This window comes from Ensifer sp. NM-2 (assembly GCF_003024455.1).
GTDB lineage: Bacteria > Pseudomonadota > Alphaproteobacteria > Rhizobiales > Rhizobiaceae > Ensifer > Ensifer canadensis.
The window spans coordinates 108224-123117 of the sequence record NZ_PVZR01000011.1 but is presented as its reverse complement, the minus strand read 5'-3'; the positions used below and the strand labels follow the sequence as shown (position 1 = coordinate 123117).

At 60.3% G+C, this 14894-nt stretch carries 17 protein-coding genes; 10 read left to right on the top strand and 7 right to left on the bottom strand.

What is annotated here, in order from left to right:
• Nucleotides 1–1194 (bottom strand): amino acid ABC transporter permease, encoded by a 1194-nt coding sequence (locus C6558_RS21635; protein WP_025426801.1) that lies wholly within the window; start codon nucleotides 1192–1194, stop codon nucleotides 1–3.
• Nucleotides 1195–1287: 93 nt separating this feature from the next.
• The gene (locus C6558_RS21630; RefSeq protein WP_025426802.1) at nucleotides 1288–2313 is read right to left on the bottom strand and encodes an amino acid ABC transporter substrate-binding protein; all 1026 of its coding nucleotides are present in this window, start codon (nucleotides 2311–2313) and stop codon (nucleotides 1288–1290) included.
• 340 nt (nucleotides 2314–2653) lie between these two features.
• Here C6558_RS21630 and C6558_RS21625 point away from each other — a divergent pair, with 340 nt between their 5' ends.
• Nucleotides 2654–3844: a cystathionine beta-lyase gene (locus C6558_RS21625; RefSeq protein ID WP_025426803.1), complete on the top strand. Its 1191-nt coding sequence runs from the start codon at nucleotides 2654–2656 to the stop codon at nucleotides 3842–3844.
• Between the two features lie 6 nt (nucleotides 3845–3850).
• Here the strand turns inward: C6558_RS21625 and C6558_RS21620 are convergent, their stop codons facing one another.
• Both C6558_RS21620 and C6558_RS21615 read right to left on the bottom strand, forming a co-directional pair.
• Nucleotides 3851–5017 carry an FAD-dependent monooxygenase gene (locus C6558_RS21620; protein WP_025426804.1) on the bottom strand — a complete coding sequence of 389 codons (1167 nt, stop codon included), beginning with the start codon at nucleotides 5015–5017 and terminating at the stop codon, nucleotides 3851–3853.
• 11 nt (nucleotides 5018–5028) lie between these two features.
• On the bottom strand, nucleotides 5029–5274 hold the full coding sequence (locus C6558_RS21615; protein ID WP_025426805.1) for a zinc-finger domain-containing protein: 246 nt from the start codon (nucleotides 5272–5274) through the stop codon (nucleotides 5029–5031).
• Nucleotides 5275–5453: 179 nt separating this feature from the next.
• On the opposite strand from C6558_RS21615, the gene C6558_RS21610 reads away from it, so the two are divergent.
• The 9 genes from C6558_RS21610 to C6558_RS21575 all read left to right on the top strand — a co-directional run bounded on the left by C6558_RS21610 (nucleotide 5454) and on the right by C6558_RS21575 (nucleotide 12345).
• Entirely contained in the window at nucleotides 5454–6239 is a 786-nt protein-coding gene (locus C6558_RS21610) for an alpha/beta fold hydrolase (RefSeq protein WP_084814400.1), read from the top strand.
• Between the two features lie 100 nt (nucleotides 6240–6339).
• Nucleotides 6340–7167: a serine O-acetyltransferase gene (gene cysE / locus C6558_RS21605; RefSeq protein ID WP_025426807.1), complete on the top strand. Its 828-nt coding sequence runs from the start codon at nucleotides 6340–6342 to the stop codon at nucleotides 7165–7167.
• Nucleotides 7168–7267: 100 nt separating this feature from the next.
• The gene (locus C6558_RS21600; protein WP_003535016.1) at nucleotides 7268–7471 is read left to right on the top strand and encodes a DUF3126 family protein; all 204 of its coding nucleotides are present in this window, start codon (nucleotides 7268–7270) and stop codon (nucleotides 7469–7471) included.
• Nucleotides 7472–7503: 32 nt separating this feature from the next.
• Nucleotides 7504–7722 (top strand): hypothetical protein, encoded by a 219-nt coding sequence (locus tag C6558_RS39700; RefSeq protein ID WP_128090394.1) that lies wholly within the window; start codon nucleotides 7504–7506, stop codon nucleotides 7720–7722.
• Complete coding sequence (locus tag C6558_RS21595) at nucleotides 7706–8059, top strand: phasin family protein (protein WP_025426808.1); 354 nt, start codon at nucleotides 7706–7708, stop codon at nucleotides 8057–8059. Before C6558_RS39700 ends, C6558_RS21595 begins: the two co-directional genes overlap by 17 nt.
• A 241-nt stretch (nucleotides 8060–8300) precedes the next feature.
• The gene (clpS, locus tag C6558_RS21590; protein WP_025426809.1) at nucleotides 8301–8654 is read left to right on the top strand and encodes an ATP-dependent Clp protease adapter ClpS; all 354 of its coding nucleotides are present in this window, start codon (nucleotides 8301–8303) and stop codon (nucleotides 8652–8654) included.
• Nucleotides 8655–8663: 9 nt separating this feature from the next.
• A complete protein-coding gene (gene clpA, locus C6558_RS21585; RefSeq protein ID WP_025426810.1) occupies nucleotides 8664–11183 on the top strand; it encodes an ATP-dependent Clp protease ATP-binding subunit ClpA in 2520 nt (839 codons plus the stop codon).
• 83 nt (nucleotides 11184–11266) lie between these two features.
• Entirely contained in the window at nucleotides 11267–12004 is a 738-nt protein-coding gene (locus C6558_RS21580) for an AzlC family ABC transporter permease (RefSeq protein WP_025426811.1), read from the top strand.
• Nucleotides 12001–12345 (top strand): AzlD domain-containing protein, encoded by a 345-nt coding sequence (locus C6558_RS21575; RefSeq protein ID WP_038576042.1) that lies wholly within the window; start codon nucleotides 12001–12003, stop codon nucleotides 12343–12345. Before C6558_RS21580 ends, C6558_RS21575 begins: the two co-directional genes overlap by 4 nt.
• Before the next feature lie 156 nt (nucleotides 12346–12501).
• On the opposite strand, the gene C6558_RS21570 is transcribed toward C6558_RS21575, so the two are convergent.
• The 3 genes from C6558_RS21570 to C6558_RS21560 are packed head-to-tail and all read right to left on the bottom strand — an operon-like array spanning nucleotide 12502 to nucleotide 14882.
• Complete coding sequence (locus C6558_RS21570; RefSeq protein WP_025426813.1) at nucleotides 12502–12921, bottom strand: HIT family protein; 420 nt, start codon at nucleotides 12919–12921, stop codon at nucleotides 12502–12504.
• Between the two features lie 43 nt (nucleotides 12922–12964).
• Entirely contained in the window at nucleotides 12965–14152 is a 1188-nt protein-coding gene (locus C6558_RS21565; RefSeq protein WP_057205064.1) for a GNAT family N-acetyltransferase, read from the bottom strand.
• 4 nt (nucleotides 14153–14156) lie between these two features.
• A complete protein-coding gene (locus C6558_RS21560) occupies nucleotides 14157–14882 on the bottom strand; it encodes a glycerophosphodiester phosphodiesterase (RefSeq protein ID WP_057205061.1) in 726 nt (241 codons plus the stop codon).
• Nucleotides 14883–14894 lie beyond the last annotated feature (12 nt).

Below are 14894 nucleotides of genomic sequence, written 5' to 3'. Positions count from 1 at the left end.
TTACCTTTCCACCAGGGCCATGCGGGCATTGAACCAGTTCATCAGCAAGGACGTCGACAGGCTCAACGACAGGTAGACGATGATCCAGATCGACACGATCTCGACCGCTTGACCAGTCTGGTTGAGGATCGTTCCGCCGACGGCAACCAAGTCTGCGTAGCCGATGGCGATCGCCAGCGACGAGTTCTTGGTCAGGTTGAGATACTGGCTGGTGAGTGGCGGAATGATGATCCGCATCGCCTGCGGCACGACGACGAGGCGGGTCGTGAGACCGGGCCGGACGCCCAGCGCGTGGGCTGCCTCGGTCTGTCCCGTTGACACGCCACGGATACCTGCCCGAACGATTTCGGCGATAAAGGCTGCGGTATAGAAGGAAAGCGCCAGGAACAGCGACAGGAACTCCGGTCCGATGACCGAGCCGCCGGTGAGGTTGAACTTGCCGGCGACCGGCACGTCGAAGGTGATCGGCGAACCCGTTGCAAGGAAGACAAGGAGCGGGAGGCCGACGACGAGGCCTAGCACTATCCACAGAACCGGGAGGCGCTGTCCGGTTGCTTCCTGCTTGATGCGCGCATAGCGGGCCACGAAGAAGCTGGCGATGACGGCGATCACGAACGCGTAGAAGACATACTGCGAGCCGTCGCCGAAGACCGGCTTCGGAAAGGCAATGCCGCGGTTGTTGAGGAAGATGTTGAGCGGCAGCGCTGCCGATTCCCGCGGTTGCGGAAGCACGGCCAGAACGCCGCTGTACCAGAAGAAGATGACCAGCAGCGGCGGGATGTTGCGGAACACTTCGACATAGGCGAGTGACAGTTTCGCGATCAGCCAATTGTGCGAGAGCCGCCCGATGCCGACAATGAAGCCGATGATCGTTGCGGTGATGATGCCGGTCACGGCAACCAGCAGCGTATTGACGAAACCGACGACGAGCGCGCGCCCGTAGGTGGAATCGCTGGTATAGGCGATCAAGGACTGTCCGACGTCGAAACCGGCACGCCCCTTGAGGAAGCCGTAGCCGGACGCGATGTTCGCACGCTTGAGGTTTTCGATCGTGTTGTCCGCTATCCAATAGACGACGGCAACGAGGATAACGACGGTTATGACCTGGTAAAATATCCCGCGCACTTGCGGGTCGTTGATGAACGAGCCCGAAGGTTTGCTCTTCTCAGGCGTAGTTGTGACGCCAATCGCCATGCAATGCCTCTTTCCCCTTGTCACCCTTTTGGGTGTTTTTATCGTTGGGATGGGGAAGCGGCGTGCCGCTTCCCCCTTTCGTGTCGGGCCGTCTTAACGGACCGGAGGAGCGTACTGAATTCCGCCCTTGCTCCACAGCGCGTTGAGGCCGCGTTCGATCTTCAGCGGGCTGCCGGCGCCAATGTTACGGTCGAAGACTTCGCCGTAGTTGCCGACTGCCTTGATGACGTTGACGGCCCATTCGTTGGTGAGGCCGAGGTCGGTGCCGATCTTGCTGTCAGCTTCGACGCCGAGGAAGCGCTGAACGTCCGGGTTGGTGGACTTCTTCATTTCTTCGACGTTTGCCTGCGTGACGCCGAACTCTTCGGCCTGGATCAGCGCGTAGTGAACCCAGCTGACGATATCGAACCACTGGTCGTCACCCTGGCGGACGGCCGGACCAAGCGGCTCCTTCGAGATGATTTCCGGCAGGATCATGTGATCGTCGGGCTTGGAAAGCGTCAGGCGCAGCGAATAGAGGCCCGACTGGTCGGTGGTGTAGACGTCGCAACGACCGGCGTCATAGGCCGCGTTCACTTCGTCGAGCTTTTCGAAGACGACCGGGTTGTACTGCAGGTTGTTGGACTTGAAATAGTCGGCAAGGTTGAGCTCGGTGGTGGTGCCGGTCTGTACGCAGACGGCGGCGCCGGAGAGTTCGAGGGCCGACTTAACGTTCAGGCCCTTGCGGACCATGAAGCCCTGGCCGTCGTAATAGTTGACCGGGCGGAAGTTGAAGCCGAGAGCGGTGTCGCGGTTGATCGTCCACGTGGTGTTACGGGCAAGCACGTCGACTTCACCGGACTGCAGGGCCGGGAAACGTTCCTTGGCCGAAGTGGGTGTGTATTTTACCTTGGAGCCATCCGCGAAGATCGCGGCAGCGATCGCCTTGCAATAATCAATGTCGAATCCGCTCCAGTTGCCCGAAGCGTCCGGGGCAGCGAAGCCGGCGAGGCCGGTATTCACGCCGCATTGGACAAAGCCCTTGGCCTTCACGTCATCGAGTGTCGCAGCCGAAGCCGCATGTGCGCCAATCCCCATGACAGCAGCGCCAACGAGGGCTGTCAGAATTCTTCTTGCCATTTTTAGAACCTTTTTCTGTTGTCGTTCGTTCCCGTCTGCACCAGCGCGTCTCCCTGCGCGTGCAGCCTCCGCCACCCTCATGGCGCGAGTGCAATCTATCTCATGCTCAAAATCAATGAGGGTCAAGAGACGTCGCCGATTTTCTGAACTTGCGAGTAAAAAACCTGAAATAAGCCAGAAGTTTAGGCAGGTTTTGCAGAGAACGGGCAATTGCTGGGCGAAAATTCGTCAATGGCTGCTGCTTTCGGTCGCAAAGCGCCTTTGTCGGATTTTGCCACTTGACCGCGGTTGTAGGGCGTTCGAAGAGTTCCGGATCGGTTTTTCAACATCGGAATATTCAATGGCAGACAGCGGCAATGTGAATGGCAAGATGGGTATCAACACCCGACTGGCCCATACCGGAAACAAACCTTCCGACTATTTCGGTTTCGTCAATCCACCGGTCGTTCACGCGTCCACGGTGCTGTTCCCGAACGCCAGGGCGATGGAGACGCGCGAGCAGAAATACACCTACGGCACCCGTGGCACACCGACGACGGATGCGCTCTGTGACGCGATCAACGAGCTCGAGGGAGCTGCAGGCACGATCCTCGTTCCCTCGGGCCTTGCTGCCGTCACCGTGCCGTTCCTCGCCTATCTCTCGTCCGGCGACCATGCGCTCATCGTCGATTCGGTCTATTTCCCGACCCGGCATTTCTGCGACACGATGCTGAAGCGTCTCGGCGTTACCGTCGAATATTACGACCCGATGATTGGCGCTGCGATCGAAAGCCTGGTTCGCCCGAACACGCGCCTGGTTCATACGGAGGCGCCAGGCTCCAATACGTTCGAGATGCAGGATATCCGGGCGATAGCCGACGTCGCGCACCGCCACGGCTGCGTTGTCACCATGGACAACACCTGGGCGACACCGGTCTATTTCAAACCGCTCGACCATGGCGTCGACGTGTCGATCCATGCTTCCACCAAATATCCCTCAGGCCATTCCGACGTGCTGCTCGGCACGGTCTCCGCCAACGCCGCCCATTGGCCGGCGCTGACGGAAGCCATGGTCACGCTCGGCGTCTGCGTGTCTCCGGATGACAGCTACCAGATCCTGCGCGGGCTGCGCACCATGGGCATCCGCCTCGAGCGGCACCAGGAAAGCGCGCTGTCGCTCGCCACGTGGCTGGAAGGCCGTGATGAGGTTGCCCGCGTTCTGCATCCGGCGCTTCCGAGCTTCCCCGGCCACGACCTCTGGAAGCGCGATTTTACCGGGGCGAGCGGCATCTTTTCCTTCGTGCTGAAAGCTGAAAGCCCCGAGCGCTTCAAGGCGAAGGCGCACGCGTTCCTCGATGCGCTGTCGCTGTTCGGCCTTGGATATTCCTGGGGCGGCTTCGAAAGTCTGGCGCTTCACGTTGGCCTGTCGGATCGAAAGGTGGCGTTGGCGCCGACCGAGGGGCCGGTCCTTCGCCTGCAGATCGGTCTTGAGGATGTTGCCGATATTCGCCGGGATATCGAGGCGGGACTTGCCGCAGCAAGGGCAGTCTGACCGTTTTTAGCGTTCGGGAGCGCCGTAGCCGTAGAGCCAATCGAAATCGGCTGCGAGCGCTTCCGGACCCTTCATCGACAGGACGATATCTCGCCCGAGCCGGAACGGGCCGCGGGCGTGGTAGGCGAAGCGGTTGAAAGCGGCGCGGCGGCGCACTTGGGCGATGCGTGGCCGGCGTGTGGCCTCGAAGGCCCTCAGCGCTTCGCTGATGTCGTTTGCGCTGCTGAGGCAGGCTGCAAGTGCGTCTGCATCTTCGATCGCCATGGCAGCGCCTTGCGCCGCAAACGGCGTCATCGCATGGGCAGCGTCCCCGATCAGAACGATCTTTCGTCCATCCTGCCAAGCGCCGTCAGTCACTGTGCAAAGTGGCCAATAGGTCGGCGCGTCGGCGTTTTTCAGCAATGTTTGCAGGCCGTTGTTCCAGGTTGAGAAGGCGTCAAGGTAGTCGCGACGCCTGACTTCGGAATCCTTGCCGACCCAGACGCCGTCGGTTTCCTTGCCTTCGATGATCGCAACCAGGTTGAAGCCGCCAATTTCTCGCAGGGGATAGGCGACAAGATGCGCCCGTGCGCCAAGAAAGGCGGTAACGCGATCCGGCTGCAGAAGGTTGTCGGCGGCAGCGCGCGTGACCGTCAAGCGCCAGGCGACATTGCCCGAAAACTGGACGGTGCCAGCACCCGCAATCGCATTGCGCAGGCGCGACCAGATGCCATCGGCACCGATGATCAGCGCCGGCGTCCGCCCGGTAGTGGAGGCAATCGCCTGTTCGGCATCGCCTTCGATGCGGTGTCCCAGGTGGAGACGGCAGCGCGGCTCGGCCGTCACGGCGGCAATCAGGATTCGTTGAAGGCTTGCCCGGTGTAACACGCCGTAGGGCGCGCTCCAGCGGTCACGGGCAAAACGCCCCGAGGGAACGCGTGCAAGCGCGCGAAGCGACTTTCCATCGACGAGCGTGATCGCATCCGGCTCGGTCCAGACGGATTCGAGCGCGTCGAGCAAGCCGAGTTCGCTGAGGATGCGCGATGCATTCGGGGAAAGCTGAAGCCCGGCGCCGACTTCGGTCAGAACGGCCGCCTGTTCGATAATGTCGACGTCGAAGCCGCGATGCGCGAGGCACAGGGCCGCCGTGAGCCCGCCGATGCCGGCACCGACGATCGCGACCGCGGTTGACATCCGCGCGGGTATCAGGTCGCCTGGAAGGTGAAGAGACAGCCCGGCGGGTTGGTTTCGGTCGCCTTCAGCTTCGGATTGTAGCGATAGAGCGTCGAGCAGTAGGAGCAGACCTTTTCATTGTCGTCGCCCATGTCGATGAAGATGTGCGGGTGGTCGTAGGGAACGGACGCGCCGGTGCACATGAATTCCTTGACGCCGATCTCGATTGCCTGATGTCCGCCGTCATTCTGGAAATGGGGGATGCTGTGGCCGGCCATGTCATGCTCCGATGTATGCAAGTCTTTGAGGGTCGAATTTGCCGGCACCATAGTGAGCTTTGTTGCAAAAGTGTAGCGGCAAACACGCCGCACCTGTGGTTTTTGCCGGGCCGGGGTTCCCCTCTACGGGACGACAAATTAGGTTGCGCCAAACCGATGCCGCCTCAAGGACCAGAATGATGGATCTCAATCCGCCGCCATTTTCGCACTTCACGCATGAAGGGCTGGATATCGCCTTCTTCGACGAGGGCGATCCTTCCGGTGCGCCGATCCTGCTCGTTCACGGCTTTGCTTCGAGCGCCAACGTCAACTGGGTTTTTCCCGGCTGGCTGAAGACGCTTGGCGATGCCGGTTACCGGGTAATCGCGTTCGACAACCGTGGCCATGGCAAAAGTAGCAAGCCATACGATCCAGCCCTCTACCATCCCCAGCAGATGGCCGGCGATGCGGTCGCACTGCTCGGGCATCTCGGCATCGCAGAGGCGCATGTGATGGGCTATTCGATGGGCGCGCGCATCTCCGCATTCCTGGCGCTTGCCCATCCCGACCGCGTGCGCACTCTGGTGTTCGGTGGCCTCGGTATGGGCATGGTCACCGGGGTCGGCGATTGGGACCCGATCGCCGACGCGCTGGTTGCGCCGTCGCTCGATGTGGTGACGCATGCACGCGGCCGCATGTTCCGCGCGTTTGCCGACCAGACCAAGAGCGATCGTCAGGCACTGGCCGCCTGCATATCGACGTCGCGTGACCTTCTGACCGCCGAGGATATGGGCCGCATCGACGCTCCGACCTTGATCGGCGTCGGCACAACGGACGATATCGCCGGCTCGCCGCAGGAACTTGCAGACCTGATGCCGAATGCCTGTGCGCTTGATATTCCGGGCAGGGACCATATGCTTGCGGTCGGTGATCGGGTGTTCAAGAAGGCGGTACTCGAATTTCTCGAAGAGGTGGGGCGAGCTTAGGTGTGTCTACGACCTCTGGTCGAACTGTGGCCCGGCCATTTATGTCCTGCCGGATTTCCCCTATATTGAAGGCATCGACCGATTAAGAAGGAGTGCGACGATGGTCGCGACGACCGAACTTCGTCAGACGGAATCCCTCAAGTTGATGGACCCGATCTGGAGCAGCCTGCGCGAGGAGGCCCGTCTTGCCGCCGAGCAGGATCCGATGCTGGCAGCGTTCCTCTATTCGACGGTCGTCAACCAGCATTCGCTGGAAGAAAGCGTCATCTACCGTATCTGCGAGCGCCTCGATCATCCCGATCTGCAGGCGAACCTGCTGCGGCAGACATTTGCCGAAATGCTGGAGGATTGGCCGGAATGGGGCGCGATCCTGCGCGTCGACATCCAGGCCGTCTACGATCGAGACCCGGCCTGCACCCGCTTCCTTGAGCCCGTGCTTTACTTCAAAGGCTTTCACGCGATCCAGACGCACCGTCTCGCCCATTGGCTCCTGAAGCGCGGGCGCCGGGATTTCGCGTTCTATCTGCAGAGCAGGGCATCCAGCGTCTACCAGACCGACATCAATCCGGCTGCCCGGATCGGCCGCGGTATCTTCCTCGATCACGCCACCGGGCTGGTGGTCGGCGAAACCGCTGTCATCGGCGACAACGTTTCAATCCTGCATGGGGTCACGCTTGGCGGCACCGGCAAGGAAGGCAGCGACCGTCATCCGAAGATCGCCGACGGCGTGCTGATCGGTGCAGGCGCCAAGATCCTCGGCAATATCCACATCGGCCACTGCTCGCGCATTGCTGCCGGCTCGGTCGTCCTCAAACCGGTGCCGCCGAAAACGACGGTTGCGGGCGTTCCCGCCAAGGTCGTCGGCGAAGCCGGGTGTTCCGAACCGTCGCGCCAGATGGACCAGATCCTGAGCAGCTTCGAAATTTGAACCATCGGGAACCGGTGCGTAGCTGCTTTCGAGGGGTTTACACCCGCCAATGCAGCGTGCGAGAAGCGCCGCACATCAAAAACGGCTACGGAGAAGACATTTGAAGCCCGAAGAAATCCGCAAGCTTGAAGCCTACCTCAAGCGCACGTTCAACCAGTCGATGGTCGTCAAGGCTCGCCCGAAGAAGGACGAGTCGGCTGAAGTCTATCTCGGTGACGAATTCCTCGGCGTCGTCTTCCGCGACGAAGAAGATGGCGAACTGTCCTACAACTTCTCCATGGCGATCCTTGACATCGACCTCTAAGTCGCTGATCGATGGTTTCAGGAAATGACCCGGTGGCGAGCGATCGCGCCGGGTTTTTCAATGCTTTCATGTTTTTTCAGGGCGTAAAGTCGAAGAATTTTGAACGTCGGCTGCGTTTTTTCATCAAGCTGTTGCAAGTATTGTGTTTTATTGCACTGCACGCTGGACTTGACTTTTTGTGCAGTGCACATAAACTAAAGCCTTCAGATCAGGCCGTCACTAAGGAGACACCCGATGTTCAACTTCGATGATGCAAACAAGAAAAGCAAAGAAGCCATTGACGTGGCTGTGAAAAGCTATTCCGCCTGGACCAAGGGCCTTCAGGCCATTGCGACCGAGGCTGCCGATTTTTCCAAGAAGTCCTTCGAAGACAGCGTTGCCCATGTGGAGAAGCTCTCCAGCGTCAAGAGCGTCGAGACGGCCTTCGAACTGCAGACCAATTTCCTGAAGTCGAGCTATGAAGGCTTCTTTGCCGAGGCAACCAAGATCGGCGAGATGTATGCCGACCTCGCCAAGGACGCCTACAAGCCGTACGAAGCGCCGGTTGCCAAGGCAACCGCAGCGGTCAAGGCTGCTGCTGCCGCGTAACGCAACGGATCATTGCCGTCATTTGGAAGGCCGGTCGCCGATACAGCGACCGGCCTTTTTGCTGTTTCGCGCACTTCGCGGTGGATCGAAGAAAGTTGATCAATCTTCTGCCTCTCCGTGCGATTATGATTGCAGTGCGTTGGTTCGGTCTTAAAATCTAGAAACGAACCATTAGATAAAGGGCAAGCACGCTGCGGCCACATCAGATGGATCCGCGGCTTGTACTAAGGAAAAGACACGAATGATCGCCATGCCGGTCCGGATGCAGCAAGGAAGCGACGACGAAGGAGGCGGAAGCAATCGCAGCACCTCCGTCATCACGCGCACCAAGCCGAAGACCAAGAAGCCGAGTTTGTATCGCGTTCTGCTTTTGAATGACGATTACACGCCAATGGAGTTTGTCATCCACATTCTGGAACGTTTTTTTCAGAAGAACCCGGAAGAGGCGACTCGCATTATGCTCCACGTCCACAATCACGGTGTGGGGGAGTGCGGCGTCTTTACGTACGAAGTCGCCGAAACGAAGGTGACGCAGGTGATGGATTTCGCCCGCCAGCATCAGCATCCGTTGCAATGCGTCATGGAAAAGAAATGAGGAACTAACGTGCCAACATTTTCGCCCAGCCTCGAAAAGGCGCTGCACCAGGCACTGACTTTTGCCAACGAGCGCCACCACGAATATGCGACGCTTGAGCATCTGCTTCTGGCATTGATCGACGATGCCGACGCAGCGGCCGTGATGGGCGCGTGCAACGTCAATCTCGAGACGCTGCGCAAGACCGTGACAGATTATGTCGACAACGAATTGTCGAACCTGATCACCGGCTATGACGAGGATTCGAAGCCGACCGCCGGTTTCCAGCGCGTCATCCAGCGCGCCGTGATTCATGTCCAATCGTCCGGACGCGAGGAAGTGACGGGGGCGAACGTTCTCGTTGCCATCTTCGCCGAGCGCGAGAGCCATGCCGCCTATTTCCTGCAGGAGCAGGAGATGACGCGCTACGACGCGGTCAACTTCATCTCGCACGGTATCGGCAAACGGCCGGGAAGCTCCGAGGCACGTCCGGTGCGCGGAGCTGAGGAACACGAATCCGAGCAGAAGCCTGCACGCGAAAACGAAGAGGCAAGCGCCAAAAAGCAGCAGGATGCCCTGACGGCCTATTGCGTCAATCTCAACGAAAAGGCGAAGTCCGGCAAGATCGATCCTCTGATCGGCCGCCACGCCGAGGTCAACCGCACGATCCAGGTTCTCTGCCGCCGTTCGAAGAACAACCCGCTCTATGTCGGCGACCCCGGCGTCGGCAAGACGGCGATCGCCGAGGGCCTTGCCAAGCGCATCATCGAAAAGAAGGTGCCGGAGGCGCTCCAGGACGCGACGATCTTTTCGCTCGACATGGGCACGCTGCTGGCCGGAACGCGCTATCGCGGCGATTTCGAAGAGCGCCTGAAGCAGGTCGTCAAGGAACTCGAGGACTACCCGGGTGCGGTGCTGTTCATCGATGAAATCCATACGGTCATCGGTGCCGGCGCCACCTCAGGCGGCGCTATGGATGCGTCGAACCTGTTGAAGCCTGCGCTTTCGTCGGGCGCGATCCGCTGCATCGGGTCGACCACCTACAAGGAATACCGGCAGTTCTTCGAAAAGGACCGCGCGCTGGTGCGCCGCTTCCAGAAGATCGACGTCAACGAGCCGACGATCGCCGATACCATCGAGATCATGAAAGGCCTGAAGCCCTACTTCGAGGATTATCATCATCTGAAATACTCGAACGAGGCGATCAAGGCGGCGGTCGAGCTTTCGGCCCGCTACATCAACGACCGCAAGCTGCCGGACAAGGCGATCGACGTGATCGACGAATCCGGTGCAGCCCAGATGTTGCTGCCGGTCAGCAAGCGCCGCAAGCTGATCACCGAGCGGGAGATCGAAGCCACCGTCGCGACAATGGCCCGCATTCCGCCGAAGACCGTCTCCAAGGACGACGAGGCGGTGCTGGCCAACCTCGAGAAGGAACTGCGTTCCGTCGTCTACGGCCAGGATCTGGCGATCGAGGCGCTTGCCTCGTCGATCAAGCTCGCCCGCGCGGGCCTGCGTGAACCGAACAAGCCGATCGGCTGCTACGTCTTCTCCGGTCCGACCGGCGTCGGCAAGACCGAAGTCGCCAAGCAGCTTGCGACGTCGCTCGGCGTCGAGCTCCTACGTTTCGATATGTCGGAATACATGGAGCGGCACACCGTGTCGCGTCTGCTCGGTGCACCTCCCGGCTATGTCGGCTTCGACCAGGGCGGCCTTCTGACCGATGGCGTCGACCAGCATCCGCATTGCGTGCTGCTGCTTGACGAAATCGAGAAGGCGCATCCAGACCTGTTCAACATCCTGCTGCAGGTCATGGACCATGGCTCGCTCACGGATCACAACGGCAAGAAGATCGACTTCCGTAACGTCATCCTGATCATGACGACCAATGCGGGCGCTTCGGAAATGGCACGGGCCGCTATCGGCTTCGGGTCGTCCAAGCGCACCGGCGAGGACGAAGAAGCGTTGAACCGCCTGTTCACGCCCGAGTTCCGCAACCGTCTCGATGCGGTCATCCCGTTCGCATCGCTGCCGACGCCGGTTATCCATCAGGTCGTGCAGAAGTTCGTCATGCAGCTGGAAACCCAGTTGGCCGAACGCAACGTCACGTTCGATCTGGCGCCCGATGCCATCGCGTGGCTTGCCGAGAAGGGCTACGACGAGAAGATGGGTGCGCGGCCGCTCGCCCGCGTCATCCAGGAGCACATCAAGAAACCGCTCGCCGACGAGATTCTGTTCGGCAAGTTGAAGAAGGGCGGCGTACTGCGCGTGACGATCGGCACGAAGGCCGACGGAACCAAGGGGTTGCTGCTTGATGCCGTTCCGGAAACGGCGCCAATCAGGCCGAAGGCGGAAGTGACCCGCCCCGCGATGAAGAGCGCCAAACCGAAGAAGGCCGAGGAAAAGGAAGCCGTCGGCGCTGAACCGGCACCGAAGGCCAAGCCGAAGAAGGTAGCAACCAAGTCGTCTTCGGACGACGACGGTAAGGCTGCCGGCGAGGCGAGCCCACGAAAGGGCAAGACGGTGCCGAAGGTGCCACGCAAGAAGTAGCCCGATCGGGCATGATGTTTGGCGCTGCCGGATGGTCTCATCCGGCAGCGTTTCTCTGAATGAAAACAATCCCGGAATGACTGATGAAGAGTGATGAAAACGACCAGTCGTCGGTCGTCTGGTTTCTGACTGGGATGCGTGGCCTGTTCAGCCTTCCGGCCTTTATCCTGATGCTGTCCTTCGTCGGCTTCTGTTCCCTGACGGCTCAGGCTGGAATTCCGCCGGAGCAGGTCGTTTTCATGACCGGCATGGTGTGGGCACTGCCGGCCAAGGTCATTCTCGTCAGTTCGATGATGAGCGGTGCCAGTCTCGCGGCTGCTTTCCTCGCTGTGTCGCTTTCGTCTGTCCGGTTGATGCCGATGGTTGCAGCACTCATTCCGGAGCTGCGCACAGCGAAAACGCCGACATGGCTACTGCTGTTCTTGTCGCACTTTGTCGCGATCACCGCCTGGGTCTTTGCCATGGAAAAGGTGCAGGCGGTGCCACGCGAGAAGCGCGTTGCCTTCTTCGCCGGCTTTGGCATCACGCTCGTCGTCGCCAACATGGTGTTGGTCGCCATCGTCTATCACTTTGTCGCCGATTTTCCGCCGATTGTCGCCGGCTGCCTGTTCTTCCTGACGCCGATCTACTTCCTGGCTTCGATCTGGCATTCGGCACGTCATCCGGTGGTCTACATCGCGCTGCTCTTCGGTCTTATCGCCAGTCCGCTGTTCTATTGGCTCGCCCCTGAATTTGACATCCTGCTCGCAGGCGTTGGCGGCGGCACGCTGGCCTGGGCGGTGGAAGGGCTCTGGCGCCGTCGCCGGGAGATCGGCGCATGACCTGGCAGGACGGTTGGTGGGCCTACGCCTTCATCGCGATCGCCGGCTGGCTCGCGACCGACATCTGGCGCTGGCTGGGTGTTATCGCCGGAAACCGGCTGCGCGACGATTCCGAGGCATTGAACTGGGTGAGGGCGGTGGCGACTGCGCTCGTCGCAGCCGTCATTGCCAAGCTCATACTCTATCCGACAGGCGTTCTTGAGCAATCGCCGTTATGGCTGCGTCTGGGAGCCGTCGCGATAGGGGCAACGGCATTCTTCCTGCTTGGCCGCAAACCGGCAATCGGCATAGCAACAACGATCGCAACGTTGGCTGCAGGCCTATGGTGGCTGGGCTTCTAAAGTGCGTCGCGATCTTTCAGATTCACTTGATGCGCTTTAAGCTTTTGTTTTTGCGTATGTCGTTATCGCAAAACCGCTGAACACTTTTGCGGGACATACTTTAGGGGCTCAATACGCAGCCGGTGACGGCCGCTGGTGCGACCGTCAGATTCGCATTTAAAGTGCCTGGCGCACTTTCTCGGCGTTGGCGGCCAATACCGCGCCATCTTCCATCGTGCCGGAATGCGGCTTCAGCGGAATTCCGTCGCGCCGCGGGATAACGTGGAAGTGCAGGTGGAAGACGGACTGGCCGGCAGGAGCCTCGTTGAACTGCATGATCGTCACGCCGTCGGCGTCGAAGGCTTCCTTGGCTGCGACGGCGATTTTCTGAACGGCGGTGATCAGTGCCGGCAGGCTCGTAGCGTCGGCATCCAGCAGATTGCGGGAAGCGGCTTTGGGGACGACCAGTATGTGGCCTTCAGCCTGCGGCATCACATCCATGAAGGCGATCGTCGCATCGTCCTCGTAGACCCGGTGCGACGGGATCTCGCCCCGCAGGATCTTCGCGAAGATGTTGTTGGTGTCGTAAACGCTCATTGTATTTCCTCGTAGATTGGATCCGGCCAGCGCCGAGAGCGGTTCAATCGTCCTGGCGCTCACCTTTGCGGAAAGGGCCGTGTTCGGCAAGAAACTCAGCCGTCTCTTCCACATCCCTTCGTTCGCGAACGAGATAGTCCGAGACCGCCCGGGCGAGGCCGGGATGGCTGATGTAGTGCGCTGAATGCGTCGTGACCGGCATGTAGCCGCGGGCGAGCTTGTGCTCGCCCTGCGCGCCGGCTTCCACGCGTTTGAGGCACTTTGCGATGGCGAAATCGATGGCCTGGTGATAGCAGACTTCGAAATGCAGGAAGGGGTGCTCCTCGATGCAGCCCCAGTGGCGGCCATAGAGCGCGTCGCCGCCGATGAAGTTGATCGCGCCTGCGATATAGCGGCCGTTGCGCCGTGCCATCACCAGCACAATGTCGTCCGCCATGCGCTCGCCGATCAGCGAATAGAAGGCGCGGGTGAGATAGGGGCGCCCCCATTTGCGGTCGCCGGTGTCCATGTAGAACGTGAAGAACTGGTCCCAGATTGCTTCCGTCAGATCGCTGCCGGTCAACCAGTCGATCGTGATGCCGTTTTCGAGTGCGGCGCGACGCTCCTTCTTCAGGGCCTTGCGCTTTCTGGATGCCAGCGTTTCCAGGAATTCGCCGTGCGTGCCATAGCCTTCGTTCAGGAAATGGAACTGCTGGTCGGTTCGATGCAGGAAACCTGCCCGTTCGAATACCGGCATCTCGGCATCCGGGACGAAGGTCACATGCGCCGATGAGGCGTCATGCCGCCGTGCAAGCTCCTTCAGACCTGCCGCAAGCCCGTCCTGTACGGGCGAGCCGTCTTGGCCCGAAACCGTCAGGAGCCTCGGTCCGGTTGCGGGCGTGAAGGGAATGGAGCCTTGAAGTTTGGGGTAATAACGACCGCCGGCGCGCTCGAACGCATCCGCCCAGCCGTGGTCGAAGACATATTCGCCCTGGCTATGGTTTTTCAGATAGCAGACGAGCGCCCCAAGAAGCTCTCCGTCAGCGCCCTCCATCAGCAGGTGTTGGCCGAGCCAGCCGCTTTTGGCCGTGGCCGAGCCCGATTCCTCCAGCGCCGAGAGATAGGCGTGCGAGACGAACGGGTTGTAGACCGCCCCGTCTCGTCCCTTCGCCGCGCCGGAAAGCATGTTCCAGCGCGCCGCCGGTATCTCGGAGAAGGATTGCTCTATGCGGATGGTGACGGCGTCGGACATGAGCTCAGGAAATCAATGCCTCCCGCGGGTCGAAACCCTCGAAGGTCATCTGATCGGCGTTGGCGTAGGTATATTCTTCAGCCTGCCTGTCGCGAACGGTCCAGGTGATGATCGTTCGGCCTAGCGTACGTTCCTTGGTGATGAACGAGTTCGGCAGATGGCCGTAGTGGTAGGAGATGAAGTCGAGGCCGAGTTGCATGGCCTCTTCATGCACGAAGAAGGTCTCCGGCCTTGCCCCCTCGGCGGTCAACCCGAGCGGATAGGGTGCATCGAGCGCTTTCAGATCCTTGAGCAACCAATGGTCGAAGCTCATGAGGGCGACATGGCCTTTGTAGCCTTCGAGCGTTTCCAGGACGGCGGCGGCAAACCCCTCGTCGTCGTCCTTGCGTCCCTTGAGCTCGATGATGAGCGGCACGCGCCCTTTGACGAGCCGAAGCATTTGCGACAGCGTTGGCACCCTGTCCTTCGTTCCGCCGATGGACATCAGGCCGAGCTCGCCGGCCGTCCTCGATCGCACGTCACCCTTGATGCCGCACAGCCGCTCGGTGTCGTCGTCGTGGAAGACGACCGGCACGCTGTCGGCGGTGTATTGCAGGTCGCATTCGATCGCAAAGCCGGCATCAACAGCGCGGGAAAACGCCGAAAGCGTGTTTTCCCAGACTTGCTTGTTCATGTCGTGATAGCCGCGATGGGCGATCGGTTGAGCTTTCAGCCAGGAAATATCTGTCATGCCCGGCACCCG